Annotated in this window: 19 protein-coding genes; 17 read left to right on the top strand and 2 right to left on the bottom strand. The window is 33.1% G+C overall.

Features of this window, described 5'->3' with window-relative positions; all coding sequences use genetic code 11:
* Positions 1–250: 250 nt before the first annotated feature.
* Positions 251–7,315, bottom strand: a complete 7,065-nt coding sequence (locus JBL43_RS18205) for a CshA/CshB family fibrillar adhesin-related protein (protein WP_198842812.1) — start codon at positions 7,313–7,315, stop codon at positions 251–253.
* A 470-nt stretch (positions 7,316–7,785) separates the two neighbouring features.
* Between JBL43_RS18205 and JBL43_RS18200 the strand changes: the two genes are divergently transcribed.
* From JBL43_RS18200 to sufD, 6 genes are read left to right on the top strand one after another with little or no spacing between them, the layout of a single operon-like run.
* Complete coding sequence (locus JBL43_RS18200; RefSeq protein ID WP_198842811.1) at positions 7,786–8,115, top strand: HesB/IscA family protein; 330 nt, start codon at positions 7,786–7,788, stop codon at positions 8,113–8,115.
* A gap of 9 nt (positions 8,116–8,124) precedes the next feature.
* Positions 8,125–9,573 carry a Fe-S cluster assembly protein SufB gene (sufB, locus tag JBL43_RS18195; RefSeq protein ID WP_198842810.1) on the top strand — a complete coding sequence of 483 codons (1,449 nt, stop codon included), beginning with the start codon at positions 8,125–8,127 and terminating at the stop codon, positions 9,571–9,573.
* A gap of 6 nt (positions 9,574–9,579) precedes the next feature.
* The gene (locus JBL43_RS18190; protein ID WP_198842809.1) at positions 9,580–9,792 is read left to right on the top strand and encodes a hypothetical protein; all 213 of its coding nucleotides are present in this window, start codon (positions 9,580–9,582) and stop codon (positions 9,790–9,792) included.
* 17 nt (positions 9,793–9,809) lie between these two features.
* Positions 9,810–10,010, top strand: a complete 201-nt coding sequence (locus JBL43_RS18185) for a hypothetical protein (RefSeq protein WP_198842808.1) — start codon at positions 9,810–9,812, stop codon at positions 10,008–10,010.
* Between the two features lie 19 nt (positions 10,011–10,029).
* Complete coding sequence (sufC, locus tag JBL43_RS18180; protein ID WP_138948085.1) at positions 10,030–10,767, top strand: Fe-S cluster assembly ATPase SufC; 738 nt, start codon at positions 10,030–10,032, stop codon at positions 10,765–10,767.
* 9 nt (positions 10,768–10,776) lie between these two features.
* A complete protein-coding gene (gene sufD / locus JBL43_RS18175; RefSeq protein WP_198842807.1) occupies positions 10,777–12,099 on the top strand; it encodes a Fe-S cluster assembly protein SufD in 1,323 nt (440 codons plus the stop codon).
* Positions 12,100–12,172: 73 nt separating this feature from the next.
* On the opposite strand, the gene JBL43_RS18170 is transcribed toward sufD, so the two are convergent.
* Positions 12,173–13,513: a serine hydrolase domain-containing protein gene (locus JBL43_RS18170; protein ID WP_198842806.1), complete on the bottom strand. Its 1,341-nt coding sequence runs from the start codon at positions 13,511–13,513 to the stop codon at positions 12,173–12,175.
* Between the two features lie 101 nt (positions 13,514–13,614).
* On the opposite strand from JBL43_RS18170, the gene JBL43_RS18165 reads away from it, so the two are divergent.
* From JBL43_RS18165 to JBL43_RS18115, 11 genes are all read left to right on the top strand, one after another.
* Positions 13,615–14,232: a TetR/AcrR family transcriptional regulator gene (locus JBL43_RS18165; protein ID WP_198842805.1), complete on the top strand. Its 618-nt coding sequence runs from the start codon at positions 13,615–13,617 to the stop codon at positions 14,230–14,232.
* A complete protein-coding gene (locus tag JBL43_RS18160) occupies positions 14,232–15,488 on the top strand; it encodes a TolC family protein (RefSeq protein WP_198842804.1) in 1,257 nt (418 codons plus the stop codon). The genes JBL43_RS18165 and JBL43_RS18160 overlap by 1 nt, the downstream gene beginning before the upstream one ends.
* 26 nt (positions 15,489–15,514) lie before the next feature.
* A complete protein-coding gene (locus JBL43_RS18155; RefSeq protein ID WP_198842803.1) occupies positions 15,515–16,399 on the top strand; it encodes an HlyD family secretion protein in 885 nt (294 codons plus the stop codon).
* A 45-nt stretch (positions 16,400–16,444) separates the two neighbouring features.
* On the top strand, positions 16,445–16,834 hold the full coding sequence (locus JBL43_RS18150) for a hypothetical protein (RefSeq protein ID WP_198842802.1): 390 nt from the start codon (positions 16,445–16,447) through the stop codon (positions 16,832–16,834).
* The gene (locus JBL43_RS18145; RefSeq protein WP_198842801.1) at positions 16,824–17,726 is read left to right on the top strand and encodes an ABC transporter ATP-binding protein; all 903 of its coding nucleotides are present in this window, start codon (positions 16,824–16,826) and stop codon (positions 17,724–17,726) included. Before JBL43_RS18150 ends, JBL43_RS18145 begins: the two co-directional genes overlap by 11 nt.
* Positions 17,726–18,454: an ABC transporter ATP-binding protein gene (locus tag JBL43_RS18140; RefSeq protein WP_198842820.1), complete on the top strand. Its 729-nt coding sequence runs from the start codon at positions 17,726–17,728 to the stop codon at positions 18,452–18,454. The genes JBL43_RS18145 and JBL43_RS18140 overlap by 1 nt, the downstream gene beginning before the upstream one ends.
* The gene (locus JBL43_RS18135; protein WP_198842800.1) at positions 18,451–19,557 is read left to right on the top strand and encodes an ABC transporter permease; all 1,107 of its coding nucleotides are present in this window, start codon (positions 18,451–18,453) and stop codon (positions 19,555–19,557) included. Before JBL43_RS18140 ends, JBL43_RS18135 begins: the two co-directional genes overlap by 4 nt.
* Positions 19,557–20,681: an ABC transporter permease gene (locus JBL43_RS18130; protein ID WP_198842799.1), complete on the top strand. Its 1,125-nt coding sequence runs from the start codon at positions 19,557–19,559 to the stop codon at positions 20,679–20,681. Before JBL43_RS18135 ends, JBL43_RS18130 begins: the two co-directional genes overlap by 1 nt.
* A gap of 87 nt (positions 20,682–20,768) precedes the next feature.
* On the top strand, positions 20,769–21,989 hold the full coding sequence (locus JBL43_RS18125; protein ID WP_198842798.1) for an aminotransferase class V-fold PLP-dependent enzyme: 1,221 nt from the start codon (positions 20,769–20,771) through the stop codon (positions 21,987–21,989).
* A 485-nt stretch (positions 21,990–22,474) separates the two neighbouring features.
* Positions 22,475–22,768 (top strand): hypothetical protein, encoded by a 294-nt coding sequence (locus JBL43_RS18120; protein WP_198842797.1) that lies wholly within the window; start codon positions 22,475–22,477, stop codon positions 22,766–22,768.
* Positions 22,769–22,848: 80 nt separating this feature from the next.
* The gene (locus JBL43_RS18115) at positions 22,849–23,595 is read left to right on the top strand and encodes a GLPGLI family protein (RefSeq protein WP_198842796.1); all 747 of its coding nucleotides are present in this window, start codon (positions 22,849–22,851) and stop codon (positions 23,593–23,595) included.
* Positions 23,596–23,602: the final 7 nt, after the last annotated feature.

The following is a 23,602-nucleotide window of genomic DNA, read 5'->3' as shown; positions in this document are numbered from 1 at the left end:
ATTACCGAATTATATATAGAAAGTTTTTACAAACGCAACGAGGATTTTAACAATATTAGTTACGTTAAAAAATAAAGTTCCTAAAAAATTTAATAAAATGGATTTAATATTGGAAAGGATACTACTACTGATCAATCATTAGCCATCTCTATGGATTTTAGGTAATCATTTGAATCAATTGATTTTTATAGTCACTATTTAAACCAAAAAAAGATCAATTCAAAAAGTAATTAATTGCTTGGATTAATTCTTATTGCCCATTATTAGTTGTAGAATCAAGGTCTATTGCTGAACTATTTGTAATTTCAGCTCTATTTTTAAACTCCCCACATACATCAACAGTAACGGTATAAAACAAAGTCATCGAACTACCTGAACTTAAAACATACCCTCCAGTATCCCAAGTCATTGTTCGACTAACGGTATCAAAAGTAACTGTTCCTTCTGAGGCTGAATAATTAGCAGGAATATGAGTATAAGTAAAGTCAGATGGAAGCACATCTTGCACCTCTATTAATGATGTTGAAGAAGGTCCATTATTGGTAATAATAATTCTAAATGAGATATCATCTCCAACATTTGGCGTACTATTATTCACCGATTTTTTTAAACTTAAATCTGCTCCAGTGCAATTGTTTGTATTATTTAAATTTGAATAATCAAGTGTTCCATTTAAAACTTTAGATATGAAGAATTGATTTTCTAGTGAATTTACTGAGCCTGGCGTTCTCCCCGATTCATCTGACCTAACAAAATTTGTTGCTTCTTCCCAATCTCCACATTGAAATGCAAAAGTACTACCTACACCACCACTTCCTAAATTAAAAGACTGACCACCACATGGAAAATAAGGAAACGGAGCCCCTACATCACCTGTCGAATACCCATGATAGAACGTGCCATCTGGCCGTCTAGTTTGAACTGCGTCACCTGTATTTCTAAACGCAACACGAGACCAAGATGCCGATACAGGCGTACATGGTAAATAGTTAGAATTTGAAGTGGTTGGACTATTACTACAACCACTTAAAGAAGCATGATTACCCGGTAAAATATATACACCATCTCCATTGCTGTCTGTGGGATCATCTACCGGAATGGCTGAATCTCTATCCGATTGATTATATATAACTATTATAGAGCCAGGAGTAACAGCATTAAAAACTGATCCCAATACCAAAGAACCTTGTGCCACACCTGAAGAAACCGAACCCTCAAAATCACCATTATTATCATCAATAAACCATCCTGTTAAATCTACTGGTGCTGTTGGATTTGCAGCATCACCCACAACTAAAAGCTCAACCCAATCTTGAGAACCTCCATCTCCATTTGACTTTTCATTTATAATTATCCCAGCAGTTTCTGTACAAATAGTATTATCATCTCTAAAGTCAACGTCACCACCTGTGTTAGCATCATTATCAGCATCGAATAGAACTACTGAGCCTGACAATGGATTGTCAATGGTACCACCTGGATCAGAATAATCAGTTGTAGCATCTGTAGCATCATCCAATCCGTCATTATCTGTATCATTTCCACTAAGGTTAATTCTCGCCTCTAAGGTATCATTTGCCCCTTCATTATCAGAATCTAAATCTAAATAATCTGGAATTCCATCTGGACTCGGAGCACTAGAATCTGTATCAACTGGTGTTAGACCATTCGTTGGTAAGTAAGCCGAATTTAATCCATCATTTGTTGCATAAGCAGCTGGACTATCTGCATTTGGTGCGATATAGCCTAAAGTAGTTTGAGCTTCCACATTGTCCGGAATTCCGTCGTTATCTGAATCAAGATCTAAATGATCAGGAATGTTATCATTGTCTGAATCACTTTCTTGACAAGCTCTTAGAGAAAAATTAACGTCATCAAATATTGAATAATTTTGAGGGCTATCATCAATTTGACCATATGCATAAAATCTAAATTTATATTCCGTACTTGGTAATAAATTAATAGAAGATGCTGTCAAATGATCAAATTGCTGATAAATACCCCCACTTCCGTTATACGTATGAAAAACATCTTTTGCCAGTGTAGCCCATTCATTAGTAGCTCCTATTGAGACCATTGCGGCAGAATAATAAGAATCTCCTTGGCTTGGCTGATACCAACCTGTTAAAACATTTTGTAAAACTATAGAGTGAGCTTCCGAACTTGTTGTAAATGAAACTTCAACAAAATCTTGATTTGTAAGTGCTTCTTCAAAACTTACCGATGTCATCCCAATAATATGTACATTCGATCCAGATACTGAAAAGATACCTGTATTTAAGACCATATCAGTCGTTGAACTTATGACCCAATCTGTAATTTTTGTGTCATAAACCGCATCCATGGTTAAATTACCTGGTGGAGCATTTAAAGTCCAAGCAAAGGAGTCATTTACTTGATCAGCAGATTCTATACAATCTTCAATACCATCATTATCATCATCTAAATCACATAAATCTCCAACTAAATCTCCATCGGTATCTACAAAATCAGGGTTATTCACATTACATGGACTACACTCATCAGCTTGAATCGTACCATCTTGACTTGTACCATTTCCTTGACCAGACCCCGCTGAGATTGGTATTCCATCTCCATCAATCGCTCCACCTATACTAGTATCCGTATCCAATTCATCGTAGCCTATTTGAGCATTAGTAGCTGTGCCCTCTAAAGCATCAGGACAACCATCGTTATCTGAATCTAAATCTAAATGATTGTAGACACCATCTAAATCGGTATCACATCTTAAGTAAATACCTAATCCTACTGCTTGGTCTCCTGAGAGAGATGATGAAACGCTATATGTAATTTCTGAAGCATTGTTAGAAACAAGAACGCGAGTTCCATTAACACTATTAATAAAATTTACTGTTGCTGTTCCTTCTTCAGTAATATCAGGAGATCCTAGATTCTCTATAGATTCCCAAACTGCTCCATTAGTTGTTGCTGAAAGTGCTTCATCTGTATCGATTGTTGCTTCAGCATCAATACCGATTAAATCTAATGAAACACTATTTCCTAAGGCATCGACAGCTATAGCTGTTAGTTTAAATTCTACTGTATCTGGAAGGTCTATAAAATGCAATGCTTCACTTGAACCTGGTGTATTATATAACTGCTGAAATTGATTACCAGACCAGCTAACATAATCTTTTGGTCTCATTGTGGAAGCAGAAGCTTGATTAACAATGTCTGAAACAGTTACTGTAACAATTAAATTTGAATGTACAGTAAATTGCATCGTATCACCATTATCAAGACCATCACTAAAATCTGAACCTGAAAAATCAAACAGGTAAACCTGATCTTGAAAAGCACCAGAGCCTGATGTAGAATTAGCAACAGTAGGCATATTACACCTTAATTCTTCAGAATCTAAAACACCATCATTATCATCATCTAAATCACAAGTATCTCCAAATGTATCTCCATCACTATCAACAAAAAGTGTGCTTGCATTATTGCAAGGGTCACACTCAACAGCTTGCGTTGTTGCATCTTCCGAACTGCCAACTGTACTTGAACCGGCAACTATTGGCACACCGTAAGTTGAACTAGTATTGTCGGTATCAACAGTGTCTCCCAATGAAGTATCTGTTTCTAAATCTGAATAATTAAAATTAGGGTCACCTTCTAAAGCATCAGGACAACCGTCATTATCCGAATCTAGGTCTAACGAATTTGGAATTCCATCCCCATCTGTATCTGGACAACCAATAACAGGTGTAAACGCAAAACCCTCTCTATTATAAGTTGGACTACCATTAATATTTGAATCTGCATAAAACGAAACTGTAGTTGGAAAAGTTATTACACCAGACATATCTACTTCAACATTCCACTCTGTATCTCTCAAAGAATAAGGAACTCCATTGTTAATTTCAATTATATCACCTGAATTTAAAACATCGCCAGTAACTCGACCTGTAACTTCATCTAAAGGATCATTTAATATAGCTGTACCACCGCCACTCCACGTAAGTGTAATTTCCTTGTATGCGTTCTGAGTCCCTACGGTTACACCTTCTGCTCCATTTCCTAAAATAACAGATTCTAATGTTCCTGATGCTGGTGCGTCTAAAATAAGATCTACTGTTGTAATTGCATCTGTTGTTCCTTGATCCCATCGTATTTGCACACCTGAAGTTGATGAAAGTACGACTGAAGGATACTCCGGATTTATAGTAAAGCCTAATATATTATTACCATTTGCCTCATAAAAACCAGTGATATTGGTTGTATTATTACCTGAATCAACGGAGCCTACAACAGAAGGGCATTCATCTGTATCGAGTATACCATCATTATCATCATCAAGATCGCAACCATCGTTAATACTATCACCATCTGTATCTACCGTTCCACATGGATCTACAACAACGTCATCTCTATAATCTACTTCAGGTGTTGTATTGTCTTGGGTGTTCGGTAAAAGTGATGGGTTGTTGATAGTACCATTCGGGTCAGCATAACCCGTTGAAGTATCAGTTGCATCATCTAAGCCGTCATCATCAGCATCAGCATTAGCCAATGTAATTCCCACCTCTGCCGTATCATTTCCACCTTCATTATCAGAATCTGCATCTAAATAATCTGGATTATCTGTTCCATCTGTGTTTACTGGATCAAAACCAGTTGTATAATTCGTAAAGACACCATTTGCATCTACGGTTCCACTTGGTACTGTATAACCTGACGTTGTTTGAGCTTCTACATTATCCGGTATACCATCTCCATCTGAATCTAAATCTAAATAGTTAGGTATAGTATCAGTATCATCTGTACTTTCTCCAATTGTGTGCGTTAGGCTTGCATCAGAGGTATCATTATCTTCAATACCATCAAAAAGACCATTATCTCCAAAATCAGCAGGAACACCATCAATTCTTCCATCATTATTAGCATCGACAGACCCTGCAGCAACGCCCCCCCCTTCAACAACATCTAAAATACCATCATTATCTGAATCTAAATCTAAACTATTAATAATTCCATCACCGTCAGTATCACAAAGTATATTTATTTCTATATCATCAATTGCCAAATCATTACCTAAACCACCGGCAGCGTTATTAATCATCACCATTCGTATTTGTGAATTTGCCCCTGGATTAAATTTGAATTTATAATTGTGCCATTGTTCATCTTTAGTTACTTGACCTGTACTAAAAGTAAAGAGCGTTGTTGCACCTGCATTATCTTGAATATAAGCTGTAATTATAGGTAAGACCCTATCATTTGCCGTTGATGCTAAATCTAAATTTAAAACCCAAAAACTAAATTCTTGAATTAAATTAGGAGTTACCGTTATATTATTTCGATTATAAAACTCTTCTAAAGCAGAGTTTGTAGAATTAAACAGGGCCATCCTACCATTAGCGTCTCCTGTGTGATCAGATTTATTAACCCAAACCGTAGATGCCCAAGTTGCAGTAACCGAAATATCATTTAAAATTGCATACTCACCATCATTAACACTTCCTGTAGGTTCATCATTAGGTTCGTAAATGTAATTTGTATATGGCGTAGTAGTTCTTGAACCAGTTCCGAAATCTTCAATAAATTCGCTTCCACTGGCTTTACCCCCAAAACAGTTCTCATTCTCCTCTGAATCGGGTATACCATCATTGTCATCATCAACATCAATATCATCTAGAATTCCATCGCCATCTGAATCTAACCGATCATCTCCTGGATCTCTATAATTAACATCTCCACCGCGAGCTGCATCTCCATCACTATCCCACATTAAATATCCGCCTGACATAGGGTTGTCAATAGTCCCTCCTGGATCATCATAACCTATTGTCGCATCCATAGTATCATCTAAGCCATCACCATCACCATCATTATTTGCCAAAACAATACCTGATTCCATAGTATCTGATATGACATCATTGTCAGAATCTAAATCTATATAATCTGGGGTATCTGTAGCGTCCGAATTATAAGGAGCTATTCCTTCTCCTGAACCTGGTATTAACTCATAAATATCATCGAGTCCATTACCGTCTACATCAACTCCACTAGGGGTAAGATACCACCAAGTTGTTTGCCCTTCTATGTTATCTGGTATGCCATCATCATCACTATCAAGATCAACCGAATTTGGCTTACCATCATTATCCGTATCTAATGGTGGTGCGTAACGTATTGGTGAAATTCCTAATTTTTGTGGTCCAGATGGTGTTACATCATCTGAATAAATAATTTCAATTTTATCAACTAAACTAGGAAAATTTATTATTACATTTCCAAAATCATCAGTGCTCGCTACTCCTTCAAATTCGTTTGAACCATTGTATTTGGTAAATGATGAATTTAATGTAAAGTTTGAAGAAGTAAGTGTTATTAGATTACCATTAACATAACCATTAACAATCACCTTATCAATCCATAAACTAACATCAGCATCTACATCAAGTAATGTAAAAGACGCCATCAAAGGAACCGAAAACGAAATAGTAGCCGTCGTATTATCTATTGAAGCATTGTTATTTTGGCTCAAAATCCAGTAATTACTAACTCCAGAAAAAGGACTACTTGACGCTATATTACCATCATTAAGAGCAACTCCAGAAGTTATTACTCTATTAAAATTAAAAATAACACCCTTTTCAGCACTCGTTGTTAGTGTTGGATCTTCTCCATCCGCATAATGTGATGAATAATTAAAAGTCTCAGATAGTGTACCACTATAGCTATTTTCAATTACATCTAAAATACCATCATTATCATCATCTATATCAACTTTTTCAGGAGCTCCATCACCATCTGTATCTATAGATGTTTCAAATTTCACATTATCAATATAGATACGATCAAACAAACCCCAAGCACCACTTCTAGATATAAAACGTATTGCTGATAAGTTGGATATTTGATCTTCATTAAGAATATATGACATTGATCCCACTGCATCGGTATTAATTGTATAAACGACATCCCACGAATTGGTAGTTTTATTCCATAACTCAACATCCATCGTCTCTCCGCCTCTACTCGTAGCATTATAATCTAAGGTTAAAATTGCTGTATTAACACCATTTAAATTTAAATTACGCCTGATATAACTACTGAGCACTACTCCCGTGAAGCGTAATTGATTGGAAGCTATAAGAATATTACCAAGAATTGGACCTAAAACTAAATCACCCGTTTCTACCCATCCCGATGAAAAATTTTGAGTACCGTTATTGTTAGAATATGAAGTGACATTAAAATTGTCTAAATATGTTTCCTGAGCAGAAACAATATACGTAGAACATATTACAAAAAAAGTAATTAGCGACAGACTTACTTTATTAATCAAATTTATTTTATTTAAAATTACATACAGAATACTTGTAAACACATACTTAGATGTTAAACATAGCTTTAACAATAAGACATACTTAAAATATTCAAATGTTCTATAACGCTCCTAACCGTATAGAACTCCCTTATTACCATGAAGGTATTTATTACTCACTGCAACTTAAAAAAATATACCACTTTCTCTATTTTTTTAATTTAGACTCCTACAATTAAAGAAATCAATTGAATTTCAGCTTATTAACAAAGATATGTATTTTCATATCTCATTTACAGCTTTATGTTAACAACTACAAATGAATGTTAATAAGTAAGACTCATGAAAATGAGATTCCGACTGACAAATGACATTTCATTGAAGACCTAATATTCCCTAAATATAATGTAAGCATCTTTTAACTTTATAATTTTCTAATTCTTCCATTTTAGCCTATATTTGCACTTATTTAGAACGAATCTATATTAACTATGATACAGGTATCTGAAATAGCAAAAAATAAAGTTATTGAAATGATGAAAGATGACGGTTTTGATGCCGCTACTGACTTTGTACGTGTTGGCGTTAAAAGCGGTGGTTGCTCTGGACTGTCTTATGAATTAAAATTTGATAAGGAACAACTAGAAAACGATAAAATTTTTGAAGTAAATTCGGTGAAAATAATTGTAGACAAAAAGAGCTTTTTGTACCTTGTAGGTACAACATTAGATTATTCTGGTGGTTTAAATGGTACTGGATTTGTATTTAAAAACCCCAATGCAAACAGAACATGCGGTTGCGGGGAAAGTTTTTCACTATAAAAAACAAGAATGAGTAAATATACAGAAGACGATTTAAAAAAAGAGCTTGAAACCAAAGAGTATGAATATGGTTTTTATACAGATATTCAATCTGATAAATTCCCTATAGGACTAAATGAAGATGTTGTTAGAGCTATTTCTAAAAAGAAAAATGAGCCTTCATGGATGACGGACTGGCGTATTGAAGCTTTTAGAATTTGGGAAGCTATGACAGAACCTGATTGGGCTAACGTCAACTATAAAAAACCAGATTTTCAAGCAATCAGTTATTATTCGGCTCCAAAAGCGGCAGATCCAAACAAAACATTAGATGATGTAGATCCTGATTTGTTAGAAATGTATCGCAAACTTGGTATTTCAGTTGATGAGCAAAAGAAACTACAAAATGTTGCAGTTGATATTGTTGTAGATTCTGTTTCTGTTGCTACTACTTTTAAAAAGACATTGTCAGAGAAAGGCATTATTTTTATGCCAATATCTGAAGCAATTCAAGAGCACCCTGAATTGGTTAAAAAATATTTAGGCTCTGTTGTGCCACAAACTGATAATTTTTATGCTGCATTAAATAGTGCTGTATTTAGTGATGGTTCTTTCTGTTACATTCCGAAAGGAGTAAAATGTCCTATGGAATTATCAACATACTTCAGAATTAACGAAGGAGGAACAGGTCAATTTGAACGTACACTAGTAGTTGCAGACAAAGGTAGTTATGTGAGTTACCTTGAAGGCTGTACTGCCCCGGCAAGAGATGAAAATCAATTACATGCTGCAGTAGTAGAACTCATAGCACTAGATGATGCTGAAATAAAATACTCAACGGTTCAAAACTGGTTTCCTGGTGGTAAAGACGGTAAAGGTGGGGTTTATAACTTTGTGACCAAACGTGGATTGTGTGAAAAAAATGCAAAAATATCATGGACACAGGTAGAAACTGGTTCTGCTATTACTTGGAAATACCCGAGTTGTATTTTAAAAGGAGATAATTCTGTTGGTGAATTTTACTCTATTGCTGTTACTAATAATTATCAGCAAGCAGATACGGGCACAAAAATGATTCATTTAGGTAAAAACACGAAAAGTACTATTATCTCTAAAGGAATTTCTGCAGGTAAATCTCAAAATTCTTATCGTGGTTTAGTTCAAGTAAATTCGAGAGCAGATAATGCTCGTAATTTCTCACAATGTGATTCCTTATTGATGGGAAATGAATGTGGAGCTCATACTTTTCCATATATAGAAGTTAAAAATAAAACGGCTAAAATAGAACATGAGGCAACCACCTCTAAAATTGGTGAAGATCAATTGTTTTATTGTAATCAAAGAGGTATTGGCACAGATAAAGCCATTGCGTTGATTGTAAATGGTTTTAGTAAGGAAGTTTTAAATAAATTACCGATGGAATTTGCTGTTGAAGCTCAAAAATTATTAGAAATAAGCTTAGAAGGAAGTGTAGGTTAACAAGTTATGGTAGAAGCAACAAATTACATCTATCTGGCATTATTAATAGGTCTTCAATATCTTGGCCTTCAGCACGAATCCTATCAAGTATCTATTGATTTTTCGAAAGAGGAAGGCTTTGAGCAAAGAGCACCAGTTGCATTTGACTTTAAAAAGATTGAAGACAAAACAAATCAGTGGATGGTAATTTCACCAGATCAAAACATAAAATTCCACTAACAATTGTTAAAAATAGTGTGACTGATTTTGAAGGTGAAAAAGCTAAAACGACTAACTTTTCTGAGATTAATTTTGACAAATTAGATAAACAGAAAGACACCGTATATAATAAGAAAAAAGTGGCCATTGCCACAATAATAAAAAATAATAAAAGCATCGAATTTAAAATCTTAGACAATAGTTTCTATGAGCAAATTACGATGACAATTACAGAATAAGACAATAAAGAATAGCTACATGTTAGAAATAAAAAATTTACACGCCAACATTGACGACAAGGAAATACTAAAAGGAATTAACTTAAGCGTTAAGGCTGGTGAAGTTCATGCCATTATGGGCCCAAATGGTTCAGGTAAAAGTACGTTATCAAGTGTAATTGCTGGTAAAGAAGATTATGAAGTAACTGAAGGTCAGGTTATTTTAAACGGTGAAGATTTAGACGATATGGCTCCAGAAGATAGAGCACATAAAGGTATCTTTTTATCTTTTCAATACCCAATTGAAATTCCGGGAGTATCAGTTACCAACTTTATTAAAACTGCCATTAATGAAACTCGTAAGGCTAATGGTCTTAATGAACTTCCTGCAAAGGATATGCTTCAAAAAATTAAGAAAACTGCAGAATTACTTGAAATTGATAGGAAATTTTTATCTCGTTCATTAAATGAAGGTTTTTCTGGTGGAGAAAAAAAGAGAAATGAAATCTTTCAAATGGCCATGTTAGAACCAAAATTAGCCATTTTAGATGAAACTGATTCTGGTTTAGATATTGACGCTCTTAAGGTTGTTGCCAACGGAGTTAATAAATTAAAAAGTAAAGACAATGCCGTTATTTTAATTACGCATTACCAACGTTTATTAGAATATATTGTTCCTGATTTTGTACATGTTTTACACGATGGTAAAATCGTAAAATCTGGAGGAAAAGAATTGGCTCTTGAGTTAGAAGAAAAAGGATACGACTGGTTGAAATAAAATGATCTTATGGATTTAAAAGAAAAATTAATTACTTCATTCTTAGTTTATGAAGATAAAATAAGTGCTGATGCGGATGGAAAAGTACAAGATATCCGTTCTGAAGCATTTAACCGTTTTGAAAAGCAAGGATTTCCTACAAAAAAAGATGAGGAATGGAAATACACCTCTTTAAAATCAGTTTTAAAACACGATTATAAGATCTTTCCAAAAATAGAATCTGCCATTGAATTTAAGAATGTAAAGAACTACTTTTTACATGAAATTGATTCTTATAAAATTGTTTTCGTAGACGGTGTTTATAGCTCATTTTTATCAGAGACTACTCATGATGGATTTGATATTTGTTTGCTTTCTGCTGCTCTTTCAAAACCAAAATATAAAATGGTCATTGACCATTATTTTAATACTATTGCAAGAAAAGAAGACAGTATTACTTCTTTAAACACAGCCTTTTCTAAAGAAGGAGCCTATATCAATGTACCTAAGAATACTGTTGTACCAAAACCGGTTCAAATTATTCATTTTTCTACAGGAATCGAAACTGATGTTTTACTACAACCCCGTAATTTAATAGTTGTTGGTGAAAATTCGCATGTGCAAATTGTAGAGCGTCATCAAAGTTTGAATGAGAACGTTGTATTGACCAACTCAGTTACTGAAATATTTGCAGGAAAAAGAGCTATCGTTGATTATTATAAAATTCAAAATGATCGAAAAACAGCATCTTTAATTGACAGTACCTATGTAAAACAATTGCAACAAAGTGTAGCTTCTGTAAATACATTTTCTTTTGGTGGTAGCCTAACTCGTAATAATCTAGAATTTTATCAAGAAGGAGAACATATCACTTCTAACTTGAACGGAATTACGATTATTGAGGACAAACAATTAGTGGACAATCACACGCTTGTAAATCACAAATTTCCAAATTGTGAAAGTCACGAGTTGTATAAAGGTATTTACTTTGATAGCTCTACTGGCGTTTTTAATGGTAAAGTTATCGTTGATAAAGAAGCTCAAAAAACCAATGCATTTCAGCAAAATGATAATATTCTTATTGACGACAAAGCATCAATAAATGCTAAACCGCAGTTAGAAATTTTTGCTGATGATGTAAAATGCTCACATGGATGTACCATCGGACAATTGGATGAAGATTCTTTATTTTACTTACGTTCTCGTGGTATTCCTAAAAAAGAAGCAAATGCTTTATTATTGTATGCTTTCGCGAATGATGCCTTACAAAAAATTAAAATACCCGAATTAAAAACTAGAATTACCAAGATTATAGCTCAAAAACTTGACGTTAGTTTAGGTTTTGATGTTTAAAAAATCGGATTAAAAAACTAAAAAACAGTCAACATTACGTGTTGACTGTTTTTTTATTTAGCCTACTTTTTTTCTACTGAATACTTTTAATAATATCTCTTAAAAAAGCATTAAAATCAACAATATCTTCTCCATTTGTTAATCCCATTCGAACAATTACTAAGTCATTCGAAGGAATTATAAAAACACGTTGTTTTTGAAAACCATTTGCAGAATACAGCTCTTTTGAAACATCAGGATATTTACCTCCAGCATTTAACCAAAAATGACCACCATATTCACCATCTGATCCATTGGTAGGTGTTTTTACATAATCTACCCATGACGGATCAAAAACCTGTTCACCATTCCAATTGCCGTTATGCAAGTAAAGCAGTCCGAATTTAGCCCAATCGCGTGTGTTTGCCCAACCGTAAGAAGAACCGACGTAATTTCCATCCATATCAGCCTCTACAAGCATGGAATGCATCCCTATTTTATCAATTAGGGCAGCATACCAAAAATCTAAATACTCTTGATGTGAATTAAATTGTTTTCTTAAAATTCCAGAAAGTAGATTGGTAGTTCCAGAAGAATAATTCCAAGTTTCATTGGGGGTTCCAATTAACTGTTTATCCTCTTGAATTTTAGGCATATTGTCAGTTAAAAATAGCATTTTTGTAACGTCAGAGATTTCTTTATAATTTTCTTCCCATTCCAATCCACTATTCATGTGCAATAGATCATTGATTGTTATTTCCGCTCTTTCGTCATCTTTCCAACTTTCTACAGGTGCTTTATCAGTAATATTTAGCTTTCCTTGTTTTTGTAAAATACCAAATAAAGTAGCCGTTATACTTTTAGTCATAGACCAACCCGCCAACTTAGAATCTTTATCAAATCCGTCAGCATAGTTTTCTGCAATTATCTGATCTTTATACACTACTAAAACACTCCTCGTTTGTTTTACTTCATTATTGTTAAACATACTATCAACTGCAGTTCGCAACAATTTATAATTAATGTTTTCAAATACTGAATCTTTTTGTTCACCCGCTCCGTACGGAAAAGCCAATCCATTTTTAGCTTGGTTACGCTTGGGCATTAAGTAGGCTTCATTTTCATCTGCTCCTTTTGGAACCAATACAGCTCCTAACCCATTTCTATAAATTGCTTTTCGAGTTAGTAATCCGTAAACGGAAGACGTTGCTGATTTCTCTTTTTCATTAATCTCATCAGCGGCACCATTTATTGGTGTAAAACTATTATCAATACTATCTGTAAATTCAAAACTTCTATCAGCCAAAAACACTGATGACGCCATGTTTTTTGCAGAATACCCAGCTATCATATTTAATCTTGGATAATTTATATACACAAGGTAAACAAGTGCTAAAACAGCTAATAATAAAATGTACTTTATTAATTTCTTCATTAATTGGTTTTTTCAATTGTCTACAAAAATAGAATTTAATTTGTTAGGTAAAAAAAAACATTTACCTTTGTTAACCATTTGGTTAAACCATACAGTTAAACATGAAATTAAAAACAAAAGATAGTAACACGGAAACAGACATTTTAAATGCCGCAGAAGTAATTTTTCAACGCAAAGGTTTGGATGGAGCACGTATGCAAGAAATTGCCGATGAGGCCGGTATTAACAAAGCCTTATTACATTATTATTTTAGAAGTAAACAACTACTGTTTGAAACCGTTTTTCACAAGGCATTTTCATTAATTGCCCCTCAAATTAAGGCTATTTTAGACGACAATTCTTCCATTGACGACAAGATTAAAAATTTTACAAACAATTACATCGCTTTTATTTCTGAGCATCCATATTTACCCAATTTTATTTTTCAAGAACTCAACAGAAATACAGACTTCATTTCAAAGGTTCAGAAAACTATTGGATTTCCGACTATCGATAAGTTTAAGAAACAACTTGAAAGAGAAGTGAAAAAAGGAACTATTATACCCATAAAAGCAGAGCAGTTATTCATCAATATTTTAGCCTTGAACATCTTTCCCTTTTTAGCCAAACCATTAATCAAAAGTATTACAAATACCGACGAAAACACTTTTAATCACTTAATGGAAGAACGTAAAACGGAAGTCTCAAATTTTATTATCAATGCAATAAAACGGAAGTAATGAAAAATAGAACACTCATTTTACTGATACTATTCACTATTCCAATGTTAGCACAGGAAGAAATTTCTCTTGAAAAGTGTTATAACTTGGTGACTACGAATTATCCATTAGCAAAACAACATGAGTTATTGGCCAAACAAAACACTTTAGACATTGAAACCATTAAAACAGAAAAACTCCCATCAATTGATCTTGCCGGACAAGCTACGTATCAGTCAGATGTGATTGAATTCCCATTTTCAATTCCAAACATCACCGTTGAACCCTTAAATAAAGACCAATACAAAGCCACGTTAAACGTAAATCAATTAATTTATGCAGGTGGTCTTGTAAATGCTACTATAGACTTAAAAAAAGCAAATCTTAAAACCCAACAAAAAGAAGTAGCTGTCAGTTTATATTCCTTAAAAAATAAAATAAACCAAGTCTACTTTTCCATAATCCTCTTACAGGAAAAAACAGCCTTACTCACCTCTAAAATAAAACAATTAGAAGCCAAATTAAAAGAAATAAAAGCAGGAATTAAATACGGAATTATATTGCCTGCCTCCGACCAAGTTCTAGAAGCTGAAATTTTAAAAATTGATCAGCAGATCCTTGAAACTGACCTCAACCGGACTTCATTAATTTCTACCTTATCATCATTAATTGGTAAGGAATTGGATAACACCATCAAATTAGAAAAACCATCATATAACTTAGATTTTACTTCAAATATTCAAAGACCAGAGTTAAATCTTTTTGAGCTTAGAAAAGAACAAATCAATAAAACAGAAGCACTAACAAAAAAACAAAAAGCCCCAAAACTTATTGGCTTCGCTCAAGGCGGATATGGAAACCCAGGCTTAAATATGCTTGACAATTCTTTTCAAACGTATTATATCGTTGGTCTAAAACTAAATTGGAATGTATTTGATTGGAATGCCAATAAAAAACAAAGACAATCCTTAAAAATCAATAAAGACATAATTGACACTACTTCCGAAGTTTTTAAACTAAACACCTCTATAGAATTGGAACAACAAAAATCAGAAATTGAAAAAATAACAACTTTTATAGCTACCGATCAAACTATTATTGAATTACGAAAAAAGGTTTTAGCAACAGCAGCGTCTCAATTAAAACATGGCGTAATAACCTCGTCTGCCTATATAACCGAACTGACTAATTTATACGAGGCAGAAAATAACTTAAGCACACACCAAACACAACTGTTAATGTCAAAAGCGAATTATCAGGTTACAAAAGGTTTATAGACAGAACAAACACAAACAACGATAAAATGAAAATCATAAAGAAAATAGCAGCCTTAAGTGTAATTATAGGTTTTTTAATTTCCTGTAATAAAAGTGATAAAGCAGATGGCTACGGAAATTTTGAGGCTACGGAAATAACCATATCAGCCGAAAATAACGGAAAGTTATTACAATTTGACGTTGAAGAAGGAGCTACACTACAAAAAGATCAATTTATAGGTTATGTAGACACCTTAGCTTTGTATTTAAAAAAAGAACAGCTTCGCGTTTCTAAAATGGTAATTGGTTCAAAATCTAAGGGTGTATTGTCTCAAATAAATGTATTAAATGCACAACTAAAAACAGCAACTACCAATAAGAATCGTGTAGAGAATTTAATCAACGAGAATGCCGGAACACAAAAGCAACTGGACGATGTATTGGGTGAAATTGATGTTATTAAAAATAGAATTAGAAGTGTAGAAATCCAAAATGCCCCTGTGGTAAACGAATTAAAAAGCACTGATATTCAAATACAACAAATTCAAGATTTAATTGCCAAAAGCAAAATTATAAATCCCATAAACGGTACGGTTTTAACGAAATACGCAGAACCAAATGAAATTACAACTTTTGGAAAACCACTTTACAAAATAGCAAATTTAAAAACTATGCAATTACGTGTTTATGTAAGTGAAACGCAATTATCAACACTAAAAATAGGTCAAAAAGTAACCGTAAAAATTGACGATGAAGACACTATGAAATCTTATAATGGCGTAATTAGCTGGATTGCCTCTGAAGCCGAATTTACACCAAAAATTATCCAAACTAAAGAAGAACGCGTGGCACTAGTATATGCCGTAAAAGTTGATGTATCCAATGATGGCAGTTTAAAAATTGGTATGCCAGCAGAGATGTGGGTACAATAGCCACTTTACTAACAGATAATATCAAAAATTTAGACAAACATAATAATGAAAAAAGTCGCCGCAATACTCGCTTTATTTATTGGCTTAATGTCCATTTTCGCAGGATCTAAAGTTCTAATAGGTATTGACACCAAACCCTATACTATTCTCATCTGGTTGGTCATTTACAACATAGTATTAGGCGTGATCTCAGTTTTAACTTCCTTATTGATTTGGCGACAAAGGCCATCCGCTAAAACGATGATCATCTATATCTTATTAATACATACGCTAATGCTATTATTTCTCTACTTTATTATTGATACTGTATCATCAGAAAGTATTAAAGCCATGATTTTTAGAGTAAGTGTTTGGACTTTAATTTTTATACTCACCACTTACCCTAGTAATCGTAAAAAGTTGAACGCCAATAAACCTGACCCTAATGAGCATTAACCTTGAACATATCAGTAAAAGTTATGGAAAAGTTGAAGCTGTAAAAAACATCTCTTTTAAAGTGAATCCTGGCGAATTATTTGGGTTAATTGGACCCGACGGTGCTGGCAAAACAACCTTATTTAGAATTCTTACTACGCTTTTAATTGCGGATGAAGGCAAAGCGAACGTCACGGGTTTTGATGTTGTAAAAGATTATAAAAATATTAGAAAAAGCGTGGGTTATATGCCTGGAAAATTTTCTTTATACCAAGATTTAACTGTGGAAGAAAACCTTACGTTTTTTGCAACTATTTTTGGTACAACCATTGAAGAGAACTATGAATTAATCAAAGAAATTTACGTTCAAATTGAACCCTTTAAAAAACGTAGGGCTGGTAAACTTTCTGGAGGTATGAAGCAAAAATTAGCATTATGCTGTGCTCTAATTCACAAACCGAAAGTATTGTTTTTAGATGAGCCTACCACTGGTGTTGACCCCGTTTCTCGCAAAGAGTTTTGGGAAATGCTGAAACGATTACAACAAAAAGGGATTACCATTTTGGTTTCTACACCTTATATGGATGAAGCGGCACTGTGCGATAGAATTGCATTGATTCAAGATGGTGAAATTTTAGAAATTGACACACCCGCTAATATTGTCAAACATTTTCCTAAAACAATCTATAACATAGGATCAAAAGACATGTATGAATTGCTTCAAAAATTAAAAGAATTTGAACACACATATAGCATGTACCCTTTTGGAGAATTTGTTCATTATACAGATAAAAGAGATAATTTTAATCCAACTGAACTTCGGCAATACCTAGAAAAAAACGGATTACAAAATATAACCATAGAAAAAACAAAAGCAACCATAGAAGATACTTTTATGGAGCTAGCAAAATGATGCAAAATAACAACGTCATACACGTAAAAGAATTGACAAAAAAATTTGGAGATTTCACCGCCGTTGATGCGATCACATTTGACGTAAAAAAAGGTGAAATATTTGGATTTCTAGGAGCGAATGGTGCGGGTAAAACCACCGCGATAAAAATGTTAATTGGCATTTCAAACCCAACTTCTGGAGAAGCAGATGTTGCAGGTTTCAACGTTTTTACCAATACCGAAGATGTTAAAAAAAACATTGGTTATATGAGTCAAAAATTTGCATTGTACGACGATTTATCCGTTAAAGAAAATATCACTTTTTTTGGAGGTATTTATGGTTTATCTAGAAAAAGGATCAAAGAAAAATCAAACGCTTTAATCGAAGAATTAGGTTTAGAAAAAATTGCGAATCACTTAGTAGGTTCCTTACCCTTAGGCTGGAAACAAAAAATAGCTTTTTCAGTCGCCTTATTACACGACCCTAAAATTGTGTTTTTAGACGAACCAACAGGCGGTGTAGACCCTATTACCAGAAGGCAATTTTGGGAAATGATTTATAAAGCATCCCATGAAGGCACCACTATTTTTGTGACTACACATTATATGGATGAGGCCGAATATTGCGATAGAGTATCCATTATGGTTAATGGTAAAATAGAAGCGTTAGACACTCCAAAAAGACTAAAAGAACAATTTAATGCAAAAAGCATGAATGATGTGTTTTTAAAATTAGCTAGAGGATGAAAAGATTTATAGGCTTTATAAAAAAAGAATTCTACCATATCTTTAGAGATAAGCGTTCGTTATTTATCCTTTTCGGGATGCCTATTGCTCAAATATTACTATTTGGGTTTGCTATTACAAACGAAATTAACAATGTTGACATCGCTATTTTAGACCACTCGAAAGATGTAACTACAAAGGAAATAATCCATAAAATATCGGCTTCCAACTATTTCAGTATCCATCAATTTTTAGAAAAAGAATCAGACATTGAATCGGTTTTTAAAAAAGGTAAGGTTAAAGCAGTATTAAATTTTGAAAAAGATTTTAGTAAAAATCTAATCAAAGAAAACCATTCAACTATACAGGTAATTACTGATGCCACAGACCCAAACACCGCTAATACAATTAGCAATTATGTAAATGCCATTCTTCAAAGTTATCTAAAAGAACAGAACAAAAATAGTACAATGGCTTATCAAATTAGACCTCAAACACGCATGGTTTATAATCCAGAATTAAAAAGTGTATACATGTTTGTACCGGGTGTAATGACTATTATTTTGATGTTAGTTTCGGCCATGATGACTTCCATCTCTATAACACGCGAAAAAGAATTAGGAACTATGGAAATTCTATTGGTTTCTCCATTAAAACCTTTTCAAGTAATTATTGGTAAGGTGTTCCCCTATATTTTTCTTTCCATAATTAATGCAATTGTAATTATTGTTTTAAGCATTTTCATCTTTAAAATGCCCGTTCAAGGAAGTTTATTTTTATTAGGAATAGAAAGTGTTATTTTTATTATAACATCACTCGCCTTAGGTATTTTAATTTCAACCATTTCCGCAACACAACAAACCGCAATGATGATCTCTTTAATGGGATTGATGCTACCCGTTATTTTATTATCTGGTTTTATTTTTCCGGTTTCAAGTATGCCGGTACCGTTACAGGTTATCAGTAATGTTATTCCTGCAAAATGGTTTATTATTATCGTTAAAGGAATTATGCTAAAAGGCGTCGGCTTGCAATTTCTTTGGAAAGAAACCTTGATTTTGTTAGGAATGACAGTGTTTTTTATTGGCTTGAGTATCAAAAAATATAAAATCAGACTGGAATAATGAAGCGATTAGGATATATCATACAAAAAGAATTTAAACAGATTTTTAGAAACAAATCTATGTTGCCTATTATTTTTGTTATGCCTTTAATTCAACTGTTAATATTAGCCAACGCTGCAACTTTTGATGTAAAAAACATCAAATTTGGATATATTGATTACGATCACAGCTCAACATCACGAGCCTTAATTGAAAAATTTCATGCTTCTACCTATTTTAATGTGGTTGCCAATTATCCATCACAAAAATTAGCAAATGAGTCCATGCAAAAAGGTAATGTTGATGTGCTATTAGAAATTCCCTCTTATTTTGAACGCGATTTACAAAACGAAAAATTCAATAATTTAGGGGTTACTATAAATGCCATTGATGGTGCGGCCGCTGGTGTAGAAAATGTATATGTAACTCAGATCATTCAAAGTTTCAATAAGAAACTTATGATCGATTTAATGCAAGTATCTGATAAATCTCAAATACAACCCGTTAATATTACAACCATACCTTCTTTTTGGTATAACAAAACTTTAAATTACAAAACCTTTATGGTTCCCGGTATTTTGGTATTGTTGGTTACCATGATTACACTTTTTCTTTCGGGAATGAATATTGTTCGAGAAAAAGAAATTGGAACATTAGAGCAAATTAATGTCACACCCATAAAAAAAAGCCAGTTTATAATTGGTAAACTTTTCCCTTTTTGGATTATTGGTTTGGCTTTGTTAACGGTTGGACTAATTATTTCAAAAATCGTTTTTAATGTTCCTATGGTTGGTAGTTTGGCATTAATGTATTTTTACACTTCCATTTATATTTTAGTTGTTTTAGGGATTGGTTTATTCATTTCAAACTTTACAGATACACAACAACAGGCCATGTTTATTGCATGGTTTTTTATGGTTATTTTTATTTTAATGAGTGGTTTGTTTACACCCATTGAAAGCATGCCAAAATGGGCTCAATACCTTACGGAATTTAACCCTATTAAATACTTTGTAGAAGTAATGCGTATGGTAATGTTAAAAGGTTCTGGTTTTGTAGATATTATTCCACAACTCTCCAAAACACTTCTCTATGCTATTGTTATGAACGGATTGGCCGTATGGAGTTATAAAAAAACCAACTAATTTTTTCTTGAAAATTAATAGACCAAAGCAAATAAAAGCATTTTCTATTTTGTAGTTTTGTATTTAGAATCATTCTAAAAAAGATATATGTTTGATATTCAAAAAATAAGAGCTGATTTTCCGATACTAAAACGAAAAGTTAACGGTTATCCGTTGGTATATTTAGACAATGCCGCTACTTCTCAAACGCCTCAACAAGTAATTGATGCCATTGTAGATTATTACAGTAATTATAATGCTAATATCCACCGAGGCGTACATACATTGAGTCAAGAAGCTACAGATGCATACGAAAAAGCTCGTCAGAAAATTCAGCATCATTTTAATGCCAAACATGCTCATGAAATTATTTTTACTTCGGGTACTACACACGGAATTAATTTGGTTGCAAATGGATTTTCTTCTTTATTAAAAAAAGGAGATGAGATTATTGTTTCGGCATTAGAACATCATTCTAATATTGTGCCTTGGCAAATGCTTTGCGAACGTACCGGAGCTATTTTAAAGGTAATTCCGATGAATACTAATGGTGAATTGATGATGGATGTTTACGAAGATTTGCTTTCTGACAACACCAAATTGGTTTTTGTAAATCATATTTCTAATGCATTGGGAACTATTAACCCAATAAAAAAAATAATTGATTTGGCCCACAACGCGGGTGCCGCAGTTCTCATTGATGGAGCACAAGCAACCCCACATGTAAAAGCCGATTTACAAGCTCTTGATGTTGATTTTTACGTAGCATCGGCTCATAAAATGTGTGGACCAACAGGTGCCGGATTTTTATACGGAAAAGAAGACTGGCTAAATAAATTACCTCCTTACCAAGGTGGTGGCGAAATGATTGCTGAAGTTTCTTTTGAAAAAACTACGTATGCAGGTTTGCCTCATAAATTTGAAGCAGGTACACCTAACATATGTGGTGGTATAGCCTTTGGGGTTGCCATTGATTATATGAACAGGATTGGCTTTGACAATATTGCCAATTATGAAAATGAATTACTTCAGTATGCTACTAAAAAATTATTAGAAATTGACGGTTTAAAAATTTATGGCCCCGATGTTTCAGGAGCTAAAACCTCAGTCATTTCTTTTAATATTGAAGGGCTACACCCTTATGACATTGGCTCCATTGTGGATAAATTGGGTATAGCTGTACGAACTGGACATCACTGTGCACAACCAATTATGGATTTCTTCAAAATTCCAGGAACTGTACGTGCTTCATTTGCTTTTTACAATACCAAAGAGGAAGTTGATAAATTAGTTCAGGCGGTTATTAGAGCTAAAGGGATGTTGAGTTAAAATTAATCCACTAAATATAAGAACACCCGAAGGAAAACTAAATTGGCAAATGATTTCCAATTTGCCAATTTTCTACATTTACAATTCTACTCTACTTACAAAAATCCATACTTTTTACGGTTTAGACCGTAATTATTTGCGGTTTTATTTCAGAAATATTGCGGTTTTTCTCTACATTTTAGAAAAAAAAAAAAATTAACTTGCACATAACTAATCTTCTAACCTAACAAATAAGACTGTGTTTTAAGAAAAATACAGAATCGTAGAAGAATAAAAAAAACCTCCAGTTGAGGTAAATAAAATAACAGTTCGAAATGTTTAATTTAAAACCAGTTGCCTATGTAAGTTAACTAGCCCCACTGGAGGAAGTGCAAAGATACCATTTTTTGTACAGAAAATGCCTTTAAAATTACGACTCTCTTTTGAAGAAAAGGAGGAAAGGTTTTCAAATGAAATTTCAGTATTAATCTTAAAATTTAATTAAGATGAAAAAAGTAGTATTGACATTCGCATTATTATTAACAGTTTCTTTTGCTTTTGCAGGAAATGAGATTGAATCAATTAGTGATTCTTTTTCCATAGACATCTCATTAGTAGAAAATGAAATTGAAAAACCTGATGAGCTTTTTTATGTTGAGATAACCTATACAGATTGCTTTGATTATGCAATTAAAAAGTTAGAAGCAGATGAGCTTAAGTATGGAGATATAGATGATGGAAATGGTGCCTCTCTAATGAACTGGTATTATTATTGGTGTTGGCGAGGATGGGCTGAATAAAAGAATAAATAATTTGTGAGCATTTAGATAGTATTTCCTGTAATTTATTATCTAAATGTTCTTTAAACTACTTAAAAATCATGAAAAAAATATATGTACTAATTATCCTGATTTCAACTTTTCAGGTTAATGGTTTTGCACAAATAAATAGTCAAGCAAAAATTAATTATAAAACAAGACTTATTGCTAATAAACATATTGACATAAAAACGACGAAAAGAGACAAATTGATTTTACAGGAAGTTGATAATATAAATATGCAATTGTTGGTGAACAATAACAAAGCCATTTTTAAAGAAGAAGAAGTTATGGAGATGGATGGTAAAAGGGAAATGATACGTCAAATTTCAAAAATACTAACGCGTTTAACTAGCACATATTATTATGACATAGCAGAACAAAAAATTATAAGGGAGCAAGATTTTGATGGAAATCTATTTAATATTTCATCTAAATTTAATGATATTACATGGAAGCTTATCAATGAAACAAAAATGATAAATGATTATCTATGCTATAAGGCAGTTTCAATAAAAACGTTTAAAAATAGAAAAGGAAAGATAATCAACTTGGATGTAATCGCTTGGTATGCTCCAAAAATTCCTATCCCTCTAGGGCCTAAAAATTATGTAGGTTTACCTGGATTAGTTTTAGAATTAAATGAAGGTCCAAATAGAACTTATTTTGTTGATAAAATCGAGTTAAACTCAAAAAAAGAAATTACGATTGAGGGACATAAAAAAGGAACAGAATTAACAGAAGAGGAGTATACTAAAAAAACTGAAGGTACATTTAAAAGTCAATTTATTGATTCTAATAAAAATTAATAAGTTG

Source organism: Aureibaculum flavum, from assembly GCF_016406085.1.
Taxonomy (GTDB): domain Bacteria; phylum Bacteroidota; class Bacteroidia; order Flavobacteriales; family Flavobacteriaceae; genus Aureibaculum; species Aureibaculum flavum.
Note: the sequence above shows the minus strand (reverse complement) of the source record. Positions and strands in the feature narration are given on the sequence as shown.